The sequence below is a fragment of the Arthrobacter rhombi genome (genome assembly GCF_039526245.1).
GTDB lineage: Bacteria > Actinomycetota > Actinomycetes > Actinomycetales > Micrococcaceae > Arthrobacter_H > Arthrobacter_H rhombi.
The window spans coordinates 142,900-162,474 of record NZ_BAAAIV010000011.1 but is presented as its reverse complement, the minus strand read 5'-3'; the positions used below and the strand labels follow the sequence as shown (position 1 = coordinate 162,474).

At 69.0% G+C, this 19,575-nt stretch carries 14 protein-coding genes; 11 read left to right on the top strand and 3 right to left on the bottom strand.

Translation table 11 applies throughout. The annotated features are described in order from the left end of the window. Window positions 1-18 precede the first annotated feature (18 nt). The 5 genes from ABD088_RS10125 to ABD088_RS10105 are packed head-to-tail and all read left to right on the top strand — an operon-like array spanning window position 19 to window position 6,417. Window positions 19-1,650 (top strand): ABC transporter substrate-binding protein, encoded by a 1,632-nt coding sequence (locus ABD088_RS10125; protein WP_425546010.1) that lies wholly within the window; start codon window positions 19-21, stop codon window positions 1,648-1,650. Continuing rightward, window positions 1,647-2,606 (top strand): ABC transporter permease, encoded by a 960-nt coding sequence (locus tag ABD088_RS10120; RefSeq protein ID WP_343901808.1) that lies wholly within the window; start codon window positions 1,647-1,649, stop codon window positions 2,604-2,606. Before ABD088_RS10125 ends, ABD088_RS10120 begins: the two co-directional genes overlap by 4 nt. Continuing rightward, window positions 2,603-3,499 carry an ABC transporter permease gene (locus ABD088_RS10115; RefSeq protein WP_343901807.1) on the top strand — a complete coding sequence of 299 codons (897 nt, stop codon included), beginning with the start codon at window positions 2,603-2,605 and terminating at the stop codon, window positions 3,497-3,499. Before ABD088_RS10120 ends, ABD088_RS10115 begins: the two co-directional genes overlap by 4 nt. Before the next feature lie 2 nt (window positions 3,500-3,501). Then, window positions 3,502-5,226 (top strand): ABC transporter ATP-binding protein, encoded by a 1,725-nt coding sequence (locus ABD088_RS10110; RefSeq protein WP_343901806.1) that lies wholly within the window; start codon window positions 3,502-3,504, stop codon window positions 5,224-5,226. Window positions 5,227-5,238: 12 nt separating this feature from the next. Continuing rightward, complete coding sequence (locus ABD088_RS10105; protein ID WP_343901805.1) at window positions 5,239-6,417, top strand: serine hydrolase domain-containing protein; 1,179 nt, start codon at window positions 5,239-5,241, stop codon at window positions 6,415-6,417. 15 nt (window positions 6,418-6,432) lie between these two features. Here ABD088_RS10105 and ABD088_RS10100 read toward each other — a convergent pair whose 3' ends face one another. The 3 genes from ABD088_RS10100 to ABD088_RS10090 are packed head-to-tail and all read right to left on the bottom strand — an operon-like array spanning window position 6,433 to window position 9,370. Continuing rightward, window positions 6,433-7,284: an ABC transporter ATP-binding protein gene (locus ABD088_RS10100; RefSeq protein ID WP_343901804.1), complete on the bottom strand. Its 852-nt coding sequence runs from the start codon at window positions 7,282-7,284 to the stop codon at window positions 6,433-6,435. Further along, entirely contained in the window at window positions 7,281-8,342 is a 1,062-nt protein-coding gene (locus ABD088_RS10095) for a FecCD family ABC transporter permease (RefSeq protein ID WP_343901803.1), read from the bottom strand. The genes ABD088_RS10100 and ABD088_RS10095 overlap by 4 nt, the downstream gene beginning before the upstream one ends. Next, window positions 8,339-9,370, bottom strand: a complete 1,032-nt coding sequence (locus tag ABD088_RS10090; protein ID WP_343901921.1) for an iron chelate uptake ABC transporter family permease subunit — start codon at window positions 9,368-9,370, stop codon at window positions 8,339-8,341. The genes ABD088_RS10095 and ABD088_RS10090 overlap by 4 nt, the downstream gene beginning before the upstream one ends. 176 nt (window positions 9,371-9,546) lie before the next feature. Between ABD088_RS10090 and ABD088_RS10085 the strand changes: the two genes are divergently transcribed. From ABD088_RS10085 to ABD088_RS10060, 6 genes are all read left to right on the top strand, one after another. Beyond that, window positions 9,547-10,548 (top strand): iron-siderophore ABC transporter substrate-binding protein, encoded by a 1,002-nt coding sequence (locus tag ABD088_RS10085; protein ID WP_343901802.1) that lies wholly within the window; start codon window positions 9,547-9,549, stop codon window positions 10,546-10,548. Window positions 10,549-10,860: 312 nt separating this feature from the next. Continuing rightward, window positions 10,861-12,687 (top strand): glutaminase A, encoded by a 1,827-nt coding sequence (gene glsA / locus ABD088_RS10080; protein WP_343901801.1) that lies wholly within the window; start codon window positions 10,861-10,863, stop codon window positions 12,685-12,687. A gap of 160 nt (window positions 12,688-12,847) precedes the next feature. Continuing rightward, on the top strand, window positions 12,848-13,318 hold the full coding sequence (locus ABD088_RS10075; protein ID WP_343901800.1) for a DoxX family protein: 471 nt from the start codon (window positions 12,848-12,850) through the stop codon (window positions 13,316-13,318). A gap of 133 nt (window positions 13,319-13,451) precedes the next feature. Then, window positions 13,452-13,928 (top strand): MarR family winged helix-turn-helix transcriptional regulator, encoded by a 477-nt coding sequence (locus ABD088_RS10070; RefSeq protein WP_343901799.1) that lies wholly within the window; start codon window positions 13,452-13,454, stop codon window positions 13,926-13,928. Window positions 13,929-13,959: 31 nt separating this feature from the next. Next, window positions 13,960-15,762, top strand: a complete 1,803-nt coding sequence (locus tag ABD088_RS10065; RefSeq protein ID WP_343901798.1) for an MFS transporter — start codon at window positions 13,960-13,962, stop codon at window positions 15,760-15,762. A 153-nt stretch (window positions 15,763-15,915) separates the two neighbouring features. Beyond that, on the top strand, window positions 15,916-19,572 hold the full coding sequence (locus tag ABD088_RS10060; RefSeq protein WP_343901797.1) for a TM0106 family RecB-like putative nuclease: 3,657 nt from the start codon (window positions 15,916-15,918) through the stop codon (window positions 19,570-19,572). Window positions 19,573-19,575: the final 3 nt, after the last annotated feature.

Genomic DNA, 19,575 nt, shown 5'->3' with positions numbered 1-19,575 from the left:
CTGACTCCAGGAGCCCCTGTGCATTCCATCCCACCCTTCCAACCCGAGCCGGTCCGATCCGGTTCCCCGGCAATCCATGCAGTCATGGAACGCGCCGGCAACCAGGTCAGCCGGCGCGTACTCCTCGGGTCCGGCATGGCAGTGGGCCTCGGCGCCGTCCTGAGCGCCTGTGGTCAGCCACCCGACGTCGTTGCCGCACCCACTGGTCCGCCGCAGGCCGGCGGGTCGCTGCGGGTGGGGCTATCCGGCGGTGGGGCATCCGATACGCTCGACGCCCACGTCCCGGTGAACACCACCGACATCGCCCGCGTGGTGAATCTCTACGAATCGTTGATGTACCGCGACGAGAACTACGACCTGCAGCCCCTGCTGGCCCTCAGCGCCACCCCGGACAACCAGGCAAAGGTCTGGACGGTTGCCTTGCGCCAGGGCGTCAGCTTCCATGACGGGCGCCCCTTGACGGCAGAAGACGTCGTCGCCACGTTCAAGCGCATCACCAATCCCCAGGACCCCAAGTCCGGTGCATCGGCGTTGTCCGTCCTGGACGAAGTGGTCGCCACTGCACCGGACACCGTCGAATTCCGCTTGAACACCCCGACCGCCACCTTCGACGACTCGCTGGGCCAATATTCCCTGGGCATCGTTCCGGCGGACTACGACCCCGCCCACCCCGTGGGAACCGGCCCGTTCAAGACCAAGAGCTTCTCCCCCGGCCGCCAGTCGGTGTTTGTGCGCAACGACGACTACTGGCGGGATCATGAGCCGTACCTCGACGAACTGGTCATCCTGAACTTCGACGATGACGACGCCCTCGTCAATGCACTGCTCTCCACCCAGGTCGACGCCGTCGGGCAGATCCCGCTGGCCCTGACCGAGGTGATCGGATCGGACCCGCGCATCGGCATCCTGAACTCGGAAACCGGGATGTGGCTGCCCTTCACCATGCGCGTAGACCGCAAGCCCTTTGACGACGTACGCGTCCGCCAGGCCTTCCGCCTGGTGGTGGACCGCCGGCAGATGATCGAGCAAGTGCTCAGCGGCCAGGGCAAGATCGGCAACGACGTCTTCGCGCCCTTCGACCCGGGAACAACGGGCCTGGCCCAGCGCACCCAGGACATCGCCCGGGCCAAGAGCCTGCTCGCCGAGGCCGGCTATCCGCGGGGCGTCGACGTGGAACTGGTCACCGCCCCCATTCAATCCGGGGCAGTGGAAGCCGCCCAGGTCTTCGCCCAGCAAGCTGCCGAGGCGGGCATACGAGTGGCGATCCGACGCGTGGATGCCACCACGTTCTTCGGCGACGATTACCTCAAGTGGGACTTTGCGCAGGATTTCTACTACACCCGGAACTTCCTGCCCCAGGTGGACAACTGCCTGCTGAAGGATTCCCCGTACAACGAGACCCATTGGAACGACCCCCGTTTCGTGAAGCTGGTGGAACAGGCAAAGTCCACCCTGGACGAGGGACACCGCAACAAGATCATCTCCGAGGCCCAACGGCTCCTCTGGGAAGAAGGCGGATACATCATCTGGGGCCATCCGAACCAGGCAGACGCATACCAGCAGTACGTCGCCGGGCTCGTCCCCAACAAGACAGGGCTGGCACTGTCCGGCTACGAATTCCGCCGTGTATGGCTGGGAGGCACCAAATGATCATGAAACTCGTGTCCCGGCGCCTGCTGGTCAGCGTGCTGATCCTGCTGGTCGTCTCGATCCTGGTCTTCGTGGCCACTCTGTTGCTGCCCGGTGATCCAGCGCAGGCCATGCTCGGTCAACAGGCCACCCCCGAACGGCTGGCGGCCCTGCGCGAGCAGATGAACCTCAACGACCCCGTGGTCATGCGCTACCTGTCGTGGCTCGGCGGACTGTTCACCGGAGATTTCGGCTACTCCGCCGCCACCTCGGGGCCCGTCTCCGAGCTGCTCGGTGAGCGGATCACCGCCTCGCTCGTACTCATGGGCGTCGCCGCGGTCATCAGCATCCCGGTGGGCATCGTCGTGGGCACCTACAGCGCCCTGCGCCGCGGCAGGGTTGGCGACCATGTCGCAACTGTCACCAGCCTGGTCCTGGCAGCACTGCCGGAGTTCGTGGTCGGCATCCTGATGATCACGCTCTTCTCCACCACAGTGTTCAAGATCCTGCCCTCGGTCACGATGGCCCCACCGGGGGAGAACGTGTGGAACTATCCCCTGCAGCTGGTCCTGCCTGCCCTGACCCTGGTCCTGGTCGTCACCCCCTACATCGTGCGGATGATGCGCGCCACCATGATCGAGGTCCTGGACTCCGGGTTTGTGGAGATGGCCCGGCTCAAGGGCGTCCCCGAACGCCAGGTCATCCTTCGCCATGCGGTCCCCCACGCCCTGGCACCGGTGGCACAGGTGATCGCGATCCAGCTGGCCTGGATGGCAGGTGGCGTGGTCGTCATCGAATTCCTGTTTCGTTACCCAGGCATCGGCCAGGCCCTGGTCGATGCCGTGGCCAACCGCGACGTCCAGGTGGTCCAGGCGATCTCGATGTTGATTGCCGCAGCCTACATCGTGGTCAACCTCCTGGCCGATCTGGTCGCCATCGCCACCAACCCGAAGCTCAGGACGGAGTCCGCCCGATGAGTTCCCCCACCACACCCGCCGACGTGTCCACCTCGCCCATTGCCGACGAAATCCCTACCGCGCCCGGTCTGTTGCGACGCATGATGCGCCAACGACAAGCCAAGATCGGCGCCGTGCTGACCGGCCTGGTGCTGCTCGTCGCCCTGGCCGGCCCCTTGCTGCTTCCGTGGGTGACCGGTTACTCGTCCACTGCATTCGCGGGGCGCCCATTCCAGCCCGACGGGGTGTTCGGCACCGACAACCTGGGCCGCGACATCCTCAGTCGGTTCCTCGATGGGGGCCTGCGCCTCCTCGCCTACGCCGCACTGGCGACCGTTCTGGGCATGGTCCTTGGCGCCGTGATCGGGATGACCGCAGCGTATTCGCGCCCGTCGCTGGACACCTTCATCATGCGGTCCAACGATGTGCTTCTGGCGCTGCCGCAATTGGTCTTCGCGCTCTTGGCCATTACCGTCCTGGGGCCTGAAGGCTGGGTGCTGGTGACTGTCATCGGCGTCACCCATGCCCCCCGCGTTGCCCGGGTGACCCGATCGGCCACGGCGTCAGTGATCACCGAGGACTATGTCCGGGCCTCCGAGATGTATGCGGTACCCAAATGGAGGATCCTGCTCCAGGACGTCCTGCCCAACATCACGGGCCCGCTCATGGTCGAGCTCGGCCTGCGCATGACCTACTCGATCGGCTTCATCGCAGCCCTGTCCTTCCTAGGGCTGGGCATGCAACCGCCGACCGCCGACTGGGGCCTGATGATCAATGAAAACCGCATCGCGCTCATGGTCCAGCCCTGGGGCGTCATCCTGCCGGTGCTGGCCATTGCCGTGCTGACCGTGGGGACGAACCTGCTCACCGATGCGCTGGCCAAGGCCTCCGCCAACCTGAACGCGGGAAAGTAGACATGGACACCACCGTGAACGACTCATCGACGAACACCTCCCAGCTCAGTGCGCCGGCCCTGAGCGCGCAGGACATCCGGGTGGCCACCCTGGCCGGCCAGGAGATCCTGCACGGAATCAACTTCGACCTGCACCCGGGCAAGATCCTGGCTCTGGTCGGGGAATCCGGGTCGGGCAAGACCACTGCGGGCCTGGCCTGCATGGGCCATTTCCGCCAGGGACTGAAGCTGACTGGCGGCGCCGTGGTCCTCGGTTCCGAAGATGAGGCCGGCAACCTGCTAGACCTCGCGCCGGCCCAGGTGCGACTGCTGCGCGGCGGAACCATCTCCTACGTCCCCCAGGATCCCGCACTGTCGCTGAACCCCGCCATGCGGATCGGTGACCAGATCGCGGAAACCCTCCAGGTCCATGGCTTCGGCTCCTCGACCACCGAACGTTCCGAACGCGTCGCGGAGGTGCTCGCCGAAGTAGGCCTGGCCAACGACCAGACCTACCAACGCCGCTACCCCCACCAGCTATCCGGCGGACAGCAGCAACGTGTGGGCATTGCCATGGCCTTCGCCTGCCGTCCCTCCGTCATGGTGCTGGACGAACCCACCACCGGACTCGATGTGACCACCCAGGCCCTGGTGCTGCAGACCATCGACGAGATGGCCGAACGCCACCAGGTCGCGGGTCTCTACATCACCCACGATCTGGCCGTCGTGGCCACGGTCGCCGATGAGGTCCTGGTCATGCTCTCCGGGGAGGTTGTCGAACTCGGCACCACCGAGGAGGTGCTCTTCCATCCGCAACACCGTTACACCCGCAAGCTGCTCAACGCCGTGCCGGATCTGGACGGAAAACGGAGGGTGGGCGAGGTGGAGGCCATCACCGGCGAACAGCCGCTGGTCTTCCCCGGCCCGCATGCCCCCGGGGAGAACCGGATCAATCCCCTGGCCGAGCCCGGGCAGGCACAGGCGGCACCGGCGTCGTCCGCTGCCCTCCTCACGGTGGCGGGCCTGGAACTCGCCTACGGCCCGGCGCAGATCCTCGACGGGATCGACTTCAGCCTCGGCGTCGGCGAATCGATGATGCTGCTGGGCGAATCGGGGTCGGGAAAGACGACCCTCTCGCGGTGCGTCGCCGGCCTGAACGACGACTACCGCGGCACTGTCAGCTTCCGCGGGGTCGACCTCGCACCGGGCACCCGCCATCGGACGGCTGCACAGCGCCAGGGCATCCAATACGTCTTCCAGAGCCCGTTCTCCTCGCTGAATCCGCGCCGCAGCATCCTGGAATCGGTGGAGGTCCCGCTGCAGATGGCGGGCGTCGCCGACAAGCGCAAACGCCGGTTCCTGGTCTTGGAGGCCCTGGACCAGGTGAAGCTGGGCGCCTCATATCTGGATCGGCGTCCCGGGGAGCTCAGCGGCGGTGAACGCCAGCGCGCAGCGATCGCCCGGGCGCTGGTCAATGCGCCCTCGGTGCTGGTCTGCGACGAGGTCACCTCCGCCCTGGACGTCTCAGTGCAGGCCTCCATTCTGGACCTGCTGCGCACCCTGCAGCTGGAAACCGGGATGGCCATGCTTTTCGTGACGCACAACATCGCCCTGGCCCGGCACATCTCGCAGTCCCTGGCGGTCCTCCAGAAGGGGAAGATCGTCGACATCGGAGCAACTGACGAGGTCCTCACCCATCCCCGCCACGATTACACCCGGCAGCTGCTGGACCACGTCCCCACGTTCTAAGGAGCGACACCCATGTCCCTGACCTCCACCGTTGAGGCCCATAACGACGCCGGCATTCCCGCGGCGGATTTCGCCCGGCTGCGGGAGGTGTTCGCGGGCCACCTGGCAGCGTCCACCGGCGGCATGTCGTTCTGCGTCTACCGCGAGGGCTCGCCGCTGCTGCGGCTGCACGGCGGGACGACGGTGCGGCCGGGAAGCGAACCCGGCCCCGGCCTGGACGGGCCACGACCGTGGACGGGCCGGACCCGCGCGGTGTTGTTCTCCGGGACCAAGGGACTGGTCGCCACCCTCGCGGCCATCCTGGCCGGGCGGGGCGAGCTGGACGTGCGGGCCCCCGTGGCCAGCTATTGGCCGGAATTCGCCGCCTCGGGCAAGGAACTGGTCCCCGTCTCCGCCCTGCTGGACCACACCGTGGGGCTCGTCTACGTCGACCCGGAGCCCGAAGGCGGGGGCGCCTTCTACGACAACCGGCTCAACGCCTCGATCCTGGCCGCCCAGCGTCCGCTCTGGGAGGCGGGGAGCAAGGTCGCCTACCATGCCCACACCTATGGCTACCTGATGGCCGAGTTGCTGCTGCGTGCGAGCGGCAAGGACGTGGGCACGCTGCTGCGCGAAGAGCTCTCCGAGCCGCTGGGACTGGACATCCACCTCGGCCTGCCGGCGCAGCACGACGGCGACGTCGCCACCATCTTCCGGGCCGGCGACTACGCGATCAGCACGTTCCTGACCGATCCCGAACGCCGCCGCATCGTCGAGCGCATGTACGGGAACACCCTGACCGGGGCCGGGGATACCTTCAATTCCATCGAGATGCGCCGGGCACAGGTGGCCTCGGGGGGCGCCATTGCCACGGCGGAATCGATGGCCGCGCTGTACTCCCACCTGGTGGCGCCCGGCCAACAGCTCGTCTCCCCCGCCGCCTTGGAGGATGCGAGGACCACCTGGTCCGAGGGCGTCGACGCGGTCAATGACCGTCCACTGCGGTTCGGGCTGGGCTATGAGTTGGCCGACCCGATCGGGACCTACGGCCCGGTGGCACCTGCCTTCGGGCATTCGGGCGCCGGTGGCGGACTGCACGGGGCGTGGCCGGGCAAGAACCTGGGCTTCTCGTTCCTGACCAACGAGATGCTCGCCGAGGACAAGGACCGGCGGGTCAAGGACCTGCTCCAGGTCCTGGCGCGGATCCTCTGACCCCGGCCGGCGCCGCTAGCTCGCGGCCGGACGGCGCCCGGCCCGGGCGCGCGGCACGATCATAGGGGTCCCGGTCTCCGGATCCTCGATCACCCGGCACTCGAGCCCGAAGACCTCACGGACCAGGTCGGCGGTGACGATCTCCGCCGGCGGCCCCTGGGCCACGATGCGGCCCTCCTTCATGGCGATCAGATGGGTGGCGTAGCGGGCCGCATGGTTGAGGTCGTGCAGCACCGCAATCAGCGTGTTGCCTGCCTCGTGGAGGTCGGCGAAGAGATCCAGCAAGTCGATCTGGTGGGCGATGTCCAGGAACGTGGTCGGTTCGTCCAGGAGCAGGATCGGGGTTTCCTGGGCCAACGCCATGGCGGCCCAGACCCGTTGGCGTTGACCGCCGGAGAGCTCGTCGACGTGGCGATCGCGGAGGTCGGCGATGTTGGTCGATGCCATCGCCGATTCCACGGCTGCCTCATCCGCAGCGCTCCATTGCCGGATCAGGCCCTGGTGCGGATACCTGCCGCGGGCGACCAGGTCCACCACGGTGATCCCTTCCGGGGCGATCGAGCTTTGCGGCAGCAACCCCACGATCCGTGCCGCTTCCTTGGCCTTGTAGGAGGAGATCGCCTGGCCGTCGAGCAGCACCTGGCCGGCGGTGGGACGCAACAGCCGCGAGAGTGCCCGCAGCAGGGTCGATTTGCCGCAGGCGTTCGGCCCGACGATCACGGTGAATGAGCCGTCGGGGATCTCGACGCTCAACCCCTCGGAGATGACCCGGCGGTCATACGCCAACGTGAGCGACTCGGTGCGCAATCGCTGGGGCGCCGCGGTGACGTCGGTGGCGGGTGGGGTTCCTGGAGTGGTGCGGCTCATAGGTGCTTCCGTGCTTCGTGGACGAGGAGGGCGACGAGGTAGACCCCGCCGAGGACGACCGTGACGACGCCCACCGGCACCGCCCCGGGGATCAGGTGCTGGGCGACCTGATCGGCAGCCAGCAGCAGCAGGGCGCCGGTCAGCGCCGCGGCACCGAGCGGGATCCCCGCACCGCGGACCAGCCGTCGGGCGATCTGCGGTGCAGCCAAGGCGACGAACGCGATGGGACCGGTGATCGCGGTGACCAGGGCAATGAGCCCGACACCGACCACCAGGATCGCCAGCCGTGCCGATTCGGCGGCCACCCCGTGGGCGCGGGCCGCGTCATCGCCGAGCTCGAGTTGGCGCAGCGGGCGGACGACGGCGAAGGTGGCCAGCCCGAGCACCGCCAGCGGGACCAGGGCGAAGGCGGCTTCGCTCCAGCCCACCAGCGACAGGGAGCCGGCACCCCAGATCGACGCGGCCATGGCCACCTCGGTCTGGGCGCGCAACAGCAGGAAGGTGTTCACGCCGTTGAGCAGTGCGGTCACCGCAATCCCGACGATGATCAGGCGGAACCCCTGCGCCCCGCCGCGCCAGGCCAACAGGTAGACCACCAGGGCAGTGGCCAGGCCGCCGAGAAGCGCGCCCGCGGTTTCGGCCACGAGGTTGCTGCCGATCACCGTGATGGAGATGATCGCCCCGGTATAGGCGCCGGTGGAGAACCCGATGATGTCCGGGGAACCCAGCGGGTTGCGGGTCAGGGTCTGGAACAGGGCCCCGGAGACGCCCAGCGCCGCCCCGAACGCGATGGCCGCGACCACACGCGGCAGCCGCCATTCCAGCACGACCTTGCTGGCAAAGCCTTGGTCGCTGGCCATCGCCGTGACGACCTGGCCGATGTTCAACGGGTAGTCGCCCAGCCCCAGGGCGACCAGGGCCAGCACCAGCACGACGACGGCCAGGACCGCGCCGACCAGCAGGGGGCGGCGCGGGATCCGCGCGAACCCACCGGAAACCGGAAGGTCCCGGCTCCGGCTCCCGGTGGCAGCGGAAGTCTCGTTCGGCGTCGTCCTCATAGCTGGCTCACCCTCGCCCGGCGGACCAGCAGGATGAGCACCGGAGCCCCGATCACCGCGGTGACGATCCCGACCTGGAGTTCACCGGGGCGCATGACCACCCGGCCCAGGACGTCGGCGGCCAGCAGCAGGACCGGTGCCAGCAACACGCTGTAGGCGATGATCCACCGCTGGTCCGGGCCCACGACCCACCGGGCCACGTGCGGGATCATCAGCCCGACGAACACGATGGGGCCGGCCATCGCCGTCGCGGCCCCGGCCAGCAGCGTGACCGCTAGCAGGGCCAGCACGCGGGTGCGCATCACCCGGGCCCCGAGCGAACGGGCCAGGTCATCGCCGAGCGCGACGGCGTTGAGCGAACGTCCCAGTGCCAGCGCCAACAGCAGCCCGACCACCAGGAAGGGCCCCGCCGTCGTGATCGGGTCCCAGCCACGGTCGGCCAGCGACCCGGCTTCCCAGGCGCGCATGGCGTTGTAGCCGCGCGGGTTGGCCAACACCAGCGCCGAGGTGAAGCCGGCCAGGACGGCGCCGATGGCGACGCCGGCCAGCGTGATCCGTGCCGGGCTGACCGAGCCGCGGACCCCGGAACCGATGAGGTAGACGAGGACGGTGGTGGCCAGGGCGCCGGCGAACGCGAACCAGATGTAGCCGGCCGGGGTGGCGATGCCCAGGACCCCGACACCGAGGGCGACGGCGAACGCCGCACCGGAGTTGACCCCCAGGATGCCGGGGTCGGCCAACGGGTTGCGGGTGACTGCCTGGATGAGCGCGCCGGCAACGCCGAGCCCGGCACCGACGAGGACGCCCAACACGGTCCGCGGCGCGCGCAGGGTCAACACCACGGAGGCGTCGTCCCCGGTTCCTGAACCGGTGACCGCCGCCCACACGGTGTCCAGCGGAATGTGCCGGGTGCCGATGGCCAGCGAGAGCACGACGACGATTCCCAGGCACGCCAGCGCCAGCACGAAGCCCACGATCCTGCGGGAGGGAGCCACCCGGGGTAGGGCCGCGGCCGGCACGGAAGCCATCGCCTCGGGGCGCCGGGGACCGTCCGGCCCGCTGGCTGCGGGGATAGAAGATTCGACAGTCACCTAATGAGTTTAGGCTATCCTTGCCTCAAGTCGTGCTGCCGCTTCCGGCCGCCGCGCTACCCACCCCCACCCGTTCGTCCGGCCTGGCTGCCGGATGCAGAAAGGCCCGACCCATGAGGTTGTTCCGCACGTCCATCGCCCTCCTGGCGGCCGCCGTCCTGACCCTGACCGGTTGCTCCATCGACCAGCCCGGTTCCGGCGAATCCGGCTCCGCTTCCGGTGCCGCAGCCACCGGCACGTTCCCGCAAACCGTTCCGACGGCCTTCGGCGACGTGAAGATCGACCAGGCCCCGCAGCGTGTGGTCGCCCTGGGCTGGGGTGACGCCGAAACCGCCTTGGCACTGGATGTGCAGCCCGTGGGCGCCTCGGATTGGCTCGGCTTCGGCGGCGAAGGCGTGGGCCCCTGGGCGAAGGGCCGCTACGACACCGCGCCGAAGCTCATCAACACCCTGGAACCCTCCTATGAGGCGATCGCCGCCCTGAAGCCCGACCTGATCCTGGACGTCCGCGGCAGCGGGGACAAGGAACGCCACGACCGGCTGGCGGACATCGCCACGACGGTCTCCATTCCGCAGGGCGGGGAGAACTACCTGACCAGCATGGAGGACCAGGTGCACATGGTCTCCACGGCGCTCGGGGTCCCCGACAAGGGCGACGCCTTGCTGCAGGACGTCGACGACGCCTACGCGAAGGTGGCCGCGGCACACCCGCAGTGGAAGGGCAAGACCGTCACCGCCGCCACGAAGACCAGCGAGGGCTGGGGGGCCTACGTTGCCGGCGGTGGCCGCGTGGAGACGCTGGAACGGTACGGCTTCAAGCAGAATCCGGCGATCGCGAAGCTGCCGGTGAACTCCGGCGGATTCTCGGTGGACATCTCCAGCGAGAAGCTCGACGTGATGGATGCCGACCTGATCGTGGCGTTCCCCATCTTCCTGGACGCCACCGCGATCACGAAGGACCCGCAGTGGAAGAAGCTGGCCACCGTGCAGGCCGGCCACTCGGTGGTGATCGACGGTGACGTGTCCAACGCCTACTCGATCAACTCCCCGCTCGGCGCGCTGTACACGGTCAAGCACCTGACGCCGTTGCTGGAGAAGGCGCTTCCCGCGAAGTAGCCCTGACCGGTGGCATCCCGGGTGGCGGCTCCGTTCCCCAACGAGCCGCCGCCCGGGCCACCCCCCAGAGGCCGCAATGCTCCCGTCGTCGTGCGCACACGAGGACCTGTGGGGGACCCCGGGCGCGCGACGGCGTCCAATCCCGCAGTGCCTGCCTCCCCTGAACGGGGTGGACCAGCGGGGCGCATCGCGATTACTCGACCGTATTGCATAACAGCTCCGAGCGCCATGGAAAGTTCTCCCCCTGTCGGCGGCGGCACCCCGCGGCGGTGCCCGGATGAACCGCCCCGCCGCGGCCGTTACTGTGGCAGTATGCAATCCCCGATCGAGAGCTATCTGCGCCGACTGCACACCGAACTGTCCGAGGTGCGCACCGGCACCCCCTACCAGGGCATTCCCGCACTCGCCGGCGCCGATCCCGATGACTTCGCCATCTGCCTGGCGACCGTTGACGGGTATGTGTACGAGGTCGGGAACGCCGACACCGAGTTCGCGATCCAGTCGGTGTCCAAGCCGTTCACCTACGGGATGGCCCTGGAGGACCTGGGGCCCGAGGTGGTCGACGAGAAGATCGACGTCGAACCCTCCGGCGACGCCTTCAACGAGATCTCACTGGCCGCCGAATCCGGGCGCCCGGCGAACGCGATGATCAACGCCGGCGCCATCGCCGCCACGTCCCTGATCAAGGGCTCGGGCGGGCGCAAGGCGTTCGACCGGATCCTGGCCACCTATTCCGATTTCGCCGGACGGCAGCTGTCGGTCCGCGAATCGATCTACCGCTCCGAGGTCCGCACCGGGCACCGCAACCGGGCCCTGGCCAACCTGCTGCGCAGCTTCGACATCATCGAACAGGACCCCGAGACGGGGCTGCGCAACTACTTCCGGCAATGTTCGGTCATGGTCAACGCGCGGGACCTGGCCCTGATGGCCGCCACACTGGCCAACGGTGGCACCCACCCGGTGTCCGGCAAGCAGGTCATGGGCATCGACGCCATCCAACGGGTGCTCTCGGTGATGATGACCTGCGGCATGTACGACGACGCCGGCTCGTGGACCAGCACCGTGGGCATGCCCGCCAAGTCGGGCGTCGGCGGCGGGCTGCTCGCCGTGCTGCCGGGCCAACTGGGCCTGGCGGTGTATTCACCGCCCTTGAACGACCACGGCTCCTCCGTGCGCGGGGTCGAAGCCTCCGAACGCATGGCAGCCGACATGGAACTGCACTTCGTGCGCGCCGCCCGCATGGGCCGTTCGGTCATCCGCGAAAGCTACGACCTCACCGAGGCGCCCTCCGGCGTCCGCCACAACGACGAGGCCACCGCGGTGCTCGAGGAGTACGGATACCGGGCACAGATCCTGGAGCTCAACGGCGACCTGCTCTTCGCCGGCGCCGAATCAATGGTCCGCGCGGTCAGCGAACTGCCCGACGAGGTCCAGCTGGTCATCCTCGATGTCCGGCGCGTGGACGAGGTCGGCGATGTGGCCATCAACATGTTGTGCGATCTGCGCGATTCCCTGGTGGAGGAAAAACGCCTCCTGGTCCTCATCGAGACCGAAGGCCGGATCGCCGACGAGGTGACCGCAGGACGCAACGACGTTCCCGTTTTCGGCACGCGCAACGATGCCGCCGAATGGGCCGAGGAGTGGATCATCGCCGTCCACGGTGGACCGGGCATGGTCCCCGACCTCGTGGACATCCCGGAGTTCACCGCGGTGTCGCCACTGGAGCCGGAGCAGATCGCCGTCCTCGAGGCGGCCATGGAGGAGCGCAGCTACGGCGACGGCCAGGTGATCCGGAGGGTTGGACAGAAGTTCGGCGGCGTCTACTTCATCCTCTCCGGCAAGGTCGCGACCACGAGCACGCAGAACGGGCACCGTTTCCGGCACGCCACCCTGGGTGCCGGCATGACCTTCGGTGAGATCGCACTCGGCGGTGACCGCGGCCAATCGTTGCGGGTGACGGCCGAGGGCAGGGTCCAGCTCAAGGTCCTGCCCGCCGAGGCCATTGCCAGCCTCGAGGAGGAGCACCCCGATCTGGCCCTCGCGTTCTGGAAGGCCGTGGCACGTGACGCCTACACCCGGGTGGAGCAGAGCTTCCGGGAGGCAGCGGTCCGCGAGCGCGACCAGACCCTGGAGGACTGAGCGACCCCCCGGGCCGGGGGCAACAGCCTCCCCCGCCTGGCCCGTGTGGGAAAAACCACATTAGTTGAAACTACAACCTTTAGTGCGACAGGATGGAGAGGCCGGCCGCGGGCCCGCCCCGGGGCCGGCACCCACCCACCCCGACCCCGCGGATCCCTCCATGACGCAGACGACCGACCGCCCCACCGCCGTGTCGACCCCCGCGATCGACACCCCCGCCACGACCGCGGGACTGCTGCTCCGGCTGGTGTTCGGCGCACTGTTCACCGCACACGGCGCGCAGAAGATCTTCGACTGGACCATCGCCGGAACGCAGCAGGCCTTCGGGCAGATGGGCATCCCGCTGGCCGACCTGGCGGCCCCTGTCGTCGCGGTCCTGGAATTCGGCGGAGGCATCGCCCTCATCCTGGGCCTGCTGACCCGCACCATCGCCCTGCTGCTGACCGTGGACATGCTCGGCGCCCTGGCGCTGGTGCACCTCAGCGCCGGCCTGTTCGTCGCCGACGGCGGCTATGAACTGGTCCTGGCCCTGGCCGGCGGCGCCGCGGCACTGGCCCTCATCGGCCCCGGCCGGTTCTCACTGGACCAGCTGGTCTTCTCGAAGCGGCGCGGCGCCAGCACGGCCGCCTAGAACCCCACCCCCGCACCAGGCGGCGTCGGACTTCGGTTCGGCGCCGCCTTATGCGCGCCCAGCCAACCCACCGCCGTCGTTCCCCGCGTCACACAACCCACAGAATTGCATAGGACTTTGATATAAATGTCCTATGCAAAACATGGACCCGGCGCCCGACCCCGAGGAGATCTCCGACGTCGCCCGCCTGCTGGAGGAGCTCTTCCGGCTCTCCCGGCGGATCAGCCCGCCGAGCAGGTACTCCTTGACCGTCTACTCGGCACTGTCCTCGCTCAGCCGCCACGGCGACGCCCGGCTCACGGCTCTGGCCACCCATGAAGGCGTCAGCCAACCGTCGATGACGCAGGCCGTCGGGCGGCTCAAACGCGACGGTCTGGTCGTCCAGGTCCAGGACCCCAGCGACGGGCGGGCGGTGCTCATCAGCATCACCGACGCCGGCCGCGCGGCCCTCGCCGAACGCCGGAGGGCCCGCAGCGAACGCGTCGCCGACCTGCTCGCCACCCTCGACGGGAACGACCAGCGCTCGATCGTCGCGGCCACCACCGCGCTGCGCAAGCTCGTCGACGCGGCCCCCGAGCCGCGGCCTGAGACCCCTCGAATCCACCTCTAACCACCCACCACCCATCTCGATTGGAGCACCGATGAGCGGAGCACCAACGACCGACGTCAAGCCGGCCAGTCCCTTCAAACAACCCAAGGCCGTCTACGCGCTGGCCTTCGCCTGCGTGGTCTCCTTCATGGGGATCGGCCTGGTGGATCCGATCCTGCCGGCGATCGCCTCCGACCTGGATGCCTCCCCCAGCCAGGTGACCATGCTCTTCACCAGCTACCTGCTGGTCACCGCGGTGGCGATGCTGTTCACCGGGTGGATCTCCAGCCACATCGGGGCCAAGCGCACGTTGATCTACGGGCTGTCGATCATCGTGGTCTTCTCCGCGCTGGCCGGGATGTCCGATTCGATCGGCGGGATCGTCGGCTTCCGCGCCGGCTGGGGCGTGGGCAACGCCATGTTCATCGCCACCTCGCTGGCGGTCATCGTCGCCTCCGCTTCCGGCGGTTTCGTCGGGGCCATCGTCCTGTACGAGGCGGCGCTGGGCCTGGGCATGGCCGCCGGTCCGCTGCTCGGCGGCGTGCTGGGCAACATCAGCTGGCGGGGCCCGTTTCTGGGCGTCGCAGCGCTGATGCTCATCGCCCTGGTCGCCACCATCACCATGGTCGCCCCGACACCGATACCGGCGAAGAAGACCGGCATCCTGGACCCGCTGAAGGCGCTGAAGCACCGCGGCCTGCTGACCATGTCGCTGATGGCGCTGTGCTACAACTGGGCGTTCTTCACCGTGCTGGGGTACGCCCCGTTCCCCATGGGCCTGGACGCCTCCCACCTGGGCCTGGTCTTCTTCGGCTGGGGCCTGCTGGTCGCCCTCTTCTCGGTCTTCGGCGCCCCGTGGCTGCAGCGCACGCTCGGCATCGCCGGCACCCTGTACCTGAACCTGGCCCTGTTCACCGTGACGATCCTGGTCATCGGCATCTGGGTCCACCGGCCCTCCGTGCTGATCCCCGCGGTCATCGCGACCGGCATCTTCATCGGCGTGAACAACACGGTCACCACCCAGGCCGTCATGACCGTCTCCCCGGTCGAACGCCCGGTCGCCTCCGCCGCCTACGGCTTCGTGCGGTTCATCGGCGGCGGCCTCGCCCCGTTGGCCGCCGGCAAGCTGGTGGAGCACTACAACATGCACGTGCCCTTCATCGTCGGCGCGGTCGCCCTGGTCATCGGCTTGGCGATCCTCGCCTCCGGCCACCAGCTGTTGAAACAGGCCGAGGAGGCCCAGGCCGCCGACACCGCTGCCGCTGCGGGAGCCACGGCGGGAGCCACCGGGGCAACGGGCCCGGGGCACGACGCCGGCGCCTCCACCGGTGCCCACCTCGCCGGCCGCCACATCATCGCCGTCGAGCATGCCGCCTCCGCAGCCATCGACACCGCGTTCACCGGCGACGTGGTGGCAGCCATCGACTCGACGTCCACCGCCGGGCGGGTCGTGGACAAGGCACTGCGCGTCGCCTCCGCCCAGCAGCTGAAGGTCCATGTGGTGCACGCCCTCGAGGCAGCAGTCGCCGGCGACACCGCGCTGCAGGGCGAGGACGCCGGGGCAGCCGCCGCGGCGGTCACCGCCCAGCTGGACCGGCTGGCAGCCGCTGGGGTCCCGGCCGCCGGATTCATCCTCCTCACCGGCCCGGACCACCCGGCCGACCACGCAGGTGCCGGCCATGCCGTGGCGTCCTATGCCAACCGCCTGAACGCCCGGTCGCTGATCATCGGCGCACCTACCCATGGAGGGCTGACCGCGCTGATGGATGCCTCCGCCAGCCAGGAGATCTGGCGGACCGCCCACACCGACGTGACGATCGTGACCGCTGGGGACCCGGCGACAGTGACTGGTTAGGTTCCCCACGCCCTCACCGGCCCGCGACGACCACCCGGTCGCCGCGGGCCGGCCCCGTTCCGGAAGCGGCCCAGGATCCCCACTGTCGGTCCCCGCTGCTAGATTCGACAGGGACGACGCCGGGACCCACCCGGCTCCGAACTGGGGGTGGCGATGTTCCTGCTGGACGCCGAGCAAACCGGGGCACCGGCACAGCTGGTCTTTTCCGCATCCGATCTGGTCATCGCCAGCGAATGCGAATACCAGTCCCTCTATCGACTGGACGTCAAGCTCGGCCGCCTCCCCCGACCCGACTTCGCCCAAGACGAGATGCTCGAGCGGGCCGCCGACCTGGGTGATGTGCACGAACGGCTCGTCCTCGCCCAGCTCCTGGAGGAGCACGGGTCGTGGGACTCCGAGGCCGGCACCGGCGTCAAGCTCATCCCGAAGGCACCCTCCACCGACCGGGCCACCCTTCAGGCACTCGCCGCGGAGACCACCGACGCACTGACCCGCGGCGCCGACGTCGTTTTCCAGGCCACGTTCTTCGACGGCGAATTCCTGGGCTTCGCCGACTTCATCGTCCGCGCTGCCGACGGCCGGTACGCCGTCTGGGATTCCAAGCTCGCCCGCCATGCCAAGGTCACCGCGCTGCTGCAACTGGCCGCCTATGGGGACCAGCTCGAACGCCTCGGTTTCCCCCCCTCCCCCGTGGCCACCCTGGTGCTCGGCAACCTGCAGCACAGCGACCACCCGATGCCCGATCTGTTGCCCGCCTATCGTGAACGCCGCGCCCGTTTCCGCGACCTCACCTCCACCCATCGCGCCTCCGGGACGCCGGTGGCCTGGGGACAGGAAGGCATCGGGGCCTGCGGCCGCTGCGCGTATTGCGCCGTGCAGGTCGCTGCCCACGATGACCTGCTCCTGGTCGGCGGCATGACCGCGACCCGCCGCCGCCAGCTGATGGCCGCCGGCATCAGCACCATGCACCAGTTGGCCGGGCAACCGGCACCGCCCGGGGAGAGCCCCGGCTCCGCGGTAGGCCGGCTGCGCGAACAGGCCCGCGCCCAGACCGGCATGCTGGACTATGACGGTTCCGTGCAGGCAGGGGACCACACCGTTTCCTATCGGGTCCAGCCACACCACACCATCGGCGAGTTGCCCCCGGCCAGCGCCGGGGACATCTTCTTCGACTTCGAGGGCGACCCGCTGTGGCAGGACCCGGATACGGGCAGCTGGGGCATCGAGTACCTCTTCGGGGTCATCGAACACGACACCGGGGAGCCGGTGTTCCGGCCCTTCTGGGCCCACTCCCGCGCCGGGGAGAAGCGGGCCTTCCTGGACTTCCTGGCCTACGTGGAGGACCGCCGCCAGAGCTGGCCGGACCTGCACGTCTACCACTACGCCCCGTACGAGAAATCGGCGCTGCGCAACCTGTCCACCACCCACACAGCGGGTGAAGACACCGTGGATGCCTGGCTGCGCACCGGCCTGCTGGTGGACCTGTTCGACACGGTGCGGCATTCGCTGCGGATCTCCGAGGCGTCGTACTCGATCAAGAAGCTCGAGCCGCTCTACATGGGCGATCACCTGCGCGGCGGGGACGTCAAGGACGCCGGCGCCTCGGTGGTCGCCTACGCCCACTACTGTGCAGCCCGCGACGACGGACAGGGCCCCGCTGCCGCGAAGATCCTGGCCTCCATCTCGGACTACAACGAATACGACTGCCTCTCCACGCTGCGCCTGCGCGACTGGCTGCTCTCCCTGGCGGCGGCACACCCGGCAGCAGAGCGACCTGACGGCGGCAGCACCGCGTCCACCGCCGTCGTCACCGGTACCGAGGCCCCGCCGCAGGAGGTCCAACAGCCCACCGGCGACGAGCTGGCCCTGCAGGCCTACCTGGAACTGGACGCCGACTTCTCGGGGCTCGACGGCGAGGCCGCGGACCGTGCACGGGCCGATCATGCAGCGGTGGCCATGGTCGCCGCGGCCACGGGCTACCACCGGCGCGAGGACAAGCAGTTCTGGTGGGGACACTACGACCGGCTCGAATCCCCCGTCGAGGACTGGGAACAGACCCGCAACGTCTTCCTCATCGAGTCCGCCCACGTGGTGGAGGACTGGACCAAGCCCCCGCGCGCCCGCACCGAACGGCGTGTCCTGGAGCTGACGGGCACCGCCTCGGACGGCACCGACCTGCGGGCCGGGAGCAGCTGGTTCCGCATGTACGACTCCCCCGTCCCCGAAGGCGCCGACGTCGCGCTGGACGCACAGGGGCTGCCGGTCCCGTCGGCCCGCGGGGGGATCTTCGACACCGAGGTCACCGCGGTGGACGCCAGCGGAGACACCACAGTGCTGACCGTCATCGAAAAATCCTCGGGCCGCGTCGCCCCCTACCCGCAGACCCCCCTGGCGCTCACCCCCGGCAAACCCATCATGACCGCCTCCATCCGGGAGTCGCTGGCCGAACTGGCCCGCGAGGTCGGCTCCGGACTGGTCCTCCCCCCGCAGAACGACGACGGCTCCCCCGCCGTGGTGCGGAACGCGCCACGGCTGCCCCGCCACCCCGGCGTGGACATCCTGGCCCGCAGGGCCCCACGGCTCAGCACCCTCGAGGAGCTGCCCGCCGTCGAGCCCGATGCCGAGGGTCGGGGGGACTACACGGCGGCGATCACGGCAGCGGTGGCCGATCTGGACCGGTCCTACCTTGCCGTCCAGGGCCCGCCTGGCACGGGCAAGACCCACGTCGGTTCCCACGTCATCGCCGCCCTGGCGCAGCGGGGCTGGAAGATCGGGGTGGTGGGCCAGTCCCACGCCGTGGTGGAGAACATGCTCACCGCGGCGATCACCAAGGCCGGCGTCGATCCCGAACGGGTGGGCAAGAAGCCCAAGGATCCCCGCCTCCCGGTTGCCTGGAGGATCACGGACGACAAGAAGTTCGGCGCCTTGCTTGACTCGGCCGATGGCGCGCTCATTGGGGGCACCGCCTGGACCATGACCGGCAGACAGGTTCCGCCCGGATCACTGGATCTGTTGGTCATCGACGAGGCAGGACAGTTCTCACTGGCCAACACACTCGCCGTCTCCCGGGCGGCGCGACGGCTGCTGTTGCTCGGGGATCCACGTCAACTCCCGCAGGTCACCCAGGGCACCCACCCGGAGCCCGTCGACGAGTCGGCGTTGGGCTGGCTTTCCGAGGGCCAGGCCACGCTGGATGCGACGCTGGGCTATTTCCTCGCCGATTCCTGGCGCATGCACCCGGCACTGTGCGAAAAAGTCTCGGCGCTCAGCTATGCCGGCCGTCTCACGGCCGCCCCGGCCGCCGCCGTGCGCCGGCTCGACGGAGCCGATCCCGGCGTCGAGACGATCATGGTCCCCCACCGCGACAACGTGACCTCCAGTAGCGAGGAAGCCACCGAGATCGTCGGCCAGGTCCGCCGCCACCTTGGCCTTAGCTGGGACGACGGCGGCCGCACCCCCGTGCGTCCGCTCGGCCAGGAGGACATCCTGGTCGTTGCCGCCTACAACGCGCAGGTCAACCTGGTCCGCGAACACCTCGACGCGGCGGGATTCTCCGGGGTCAGGGCCGGCACCGTCGACAGGTTCCAGGGTCAGGAGGCCCCGGTGGTGCTGGTGAGCATGGCGGTCTCCGCCGCTGCCGATGCACCGCGCGGCATGGACTTCCTGCTCAACCGCAACCGCATCAATGTTGCCGTCTCCCGCGGACAATGGCGCGCGGTCATCGTCCGCTCCCCCGACTTGACGAATTTCCTGCCCAGTCGGCCCGATGGGCTGGCCGAGCTCGGGGCTTTCGCGGGGCTGTGCGGCTGACCG

What these genes read in the sequence shown, in the direction of transcription:
- ABD088_RS10060 (WP_343901797.1), top strand. Translation starts at nt 15,916, where the DNA reads ATGTTCCTGCTGGACGCCGAGCAAACCGGGGCACCGGCACAGCTGGTC.
- ABD088_RS10100 (WP_343901804.1), bottom strand. Translation starts at nt 7,284, where the DNA reads ATGAGCCGCACCACTCCAGGAACCCCACCCGCCACCGACGTCACCGCG.
- ABD088_RS10110 (WP_343901806.1), top strand. Translation starts at nt 3,502, where the DNA reads ATGGACACCACCGTGAACGACTCATCGACGAACACCTCCCAGCTCAGT.
- ABD088_RS10090 (WP_343901921.1), bottom strand. Translation starts at nt 9,370, where the DNA reads ATGGCTTCCGTGCCGGCCGCGGCCCTACCCCGGGTGGCTCCCTCCCGC.
- ABD088_RS10065 (WP_343901798.1), top strand. Translation starts at nt 13,960, where the DNA reads ATGAGCGGAGCACCAACGACCGACGTCAAGCCGGCCAGTCCCTTCAAA.
- ABD088_RS10075 (WP_343901800.1), top strand. Translation starts at nt 12,848, where the DNA reads ATGACGCAGACGACCGACCGCCCCACCGCCGTGTCGACCCCCGCGATC.
- ABD088_RS10085 (WP_343901802.1), top strand. Translation starts at nt 9,547, where the DNA reads ATGAGGTTGTTCCGCACGTCCATCGCCCTCCTGGCGGCCGCCGTCCTG.
- ABD088_RS10105 (WP_343901805.1), top strand. Translation starts at nt 5,239, where the DNA reads ATGTCCCTGACCTCCACCGTTGAGGCCCATAACGACGCCGGCATTCCC.
- ABD088_RS10070 (WP_343901799.1), top strand. Translation starts at nt 13,452, where the DNA reads ATGCAAAACATGGACCCGGCGCCCGACCCCGAGGAGATCTCCGACGTC.
- ABD088_RS10120 (WP_343901808.1), top strand. Translation starts at nt 1,647, where the DNA reads ATGATCATGAAACTCGTGTCCCGGCGCCTGCTGGTCAGCGTGCTGATC.
- glsA (WP_343901801.1), top strand. Translation starts at nt 10,861, where the DNA reads ATGCAATCCCCGATCGAGAGCTATCTGCGCCGACTGCACACCGAACTG.
- ABD088_RS10095 (WP_343901803.1), bottom strand. Translation starts at nt 8,342, where the DNA reads ATGAGGACGACGCCGAACGAGACTTCCGCTGCCACCGGGAGCCGGAGC.
- ABD088_RS10115 (WP_343901807.1), top strand. Translation starts at nt 2,603, where the DNA reads ATGAGTTCCCCCACCACACCCGCCGACGTGTCCACCTCGCCCATTGCC.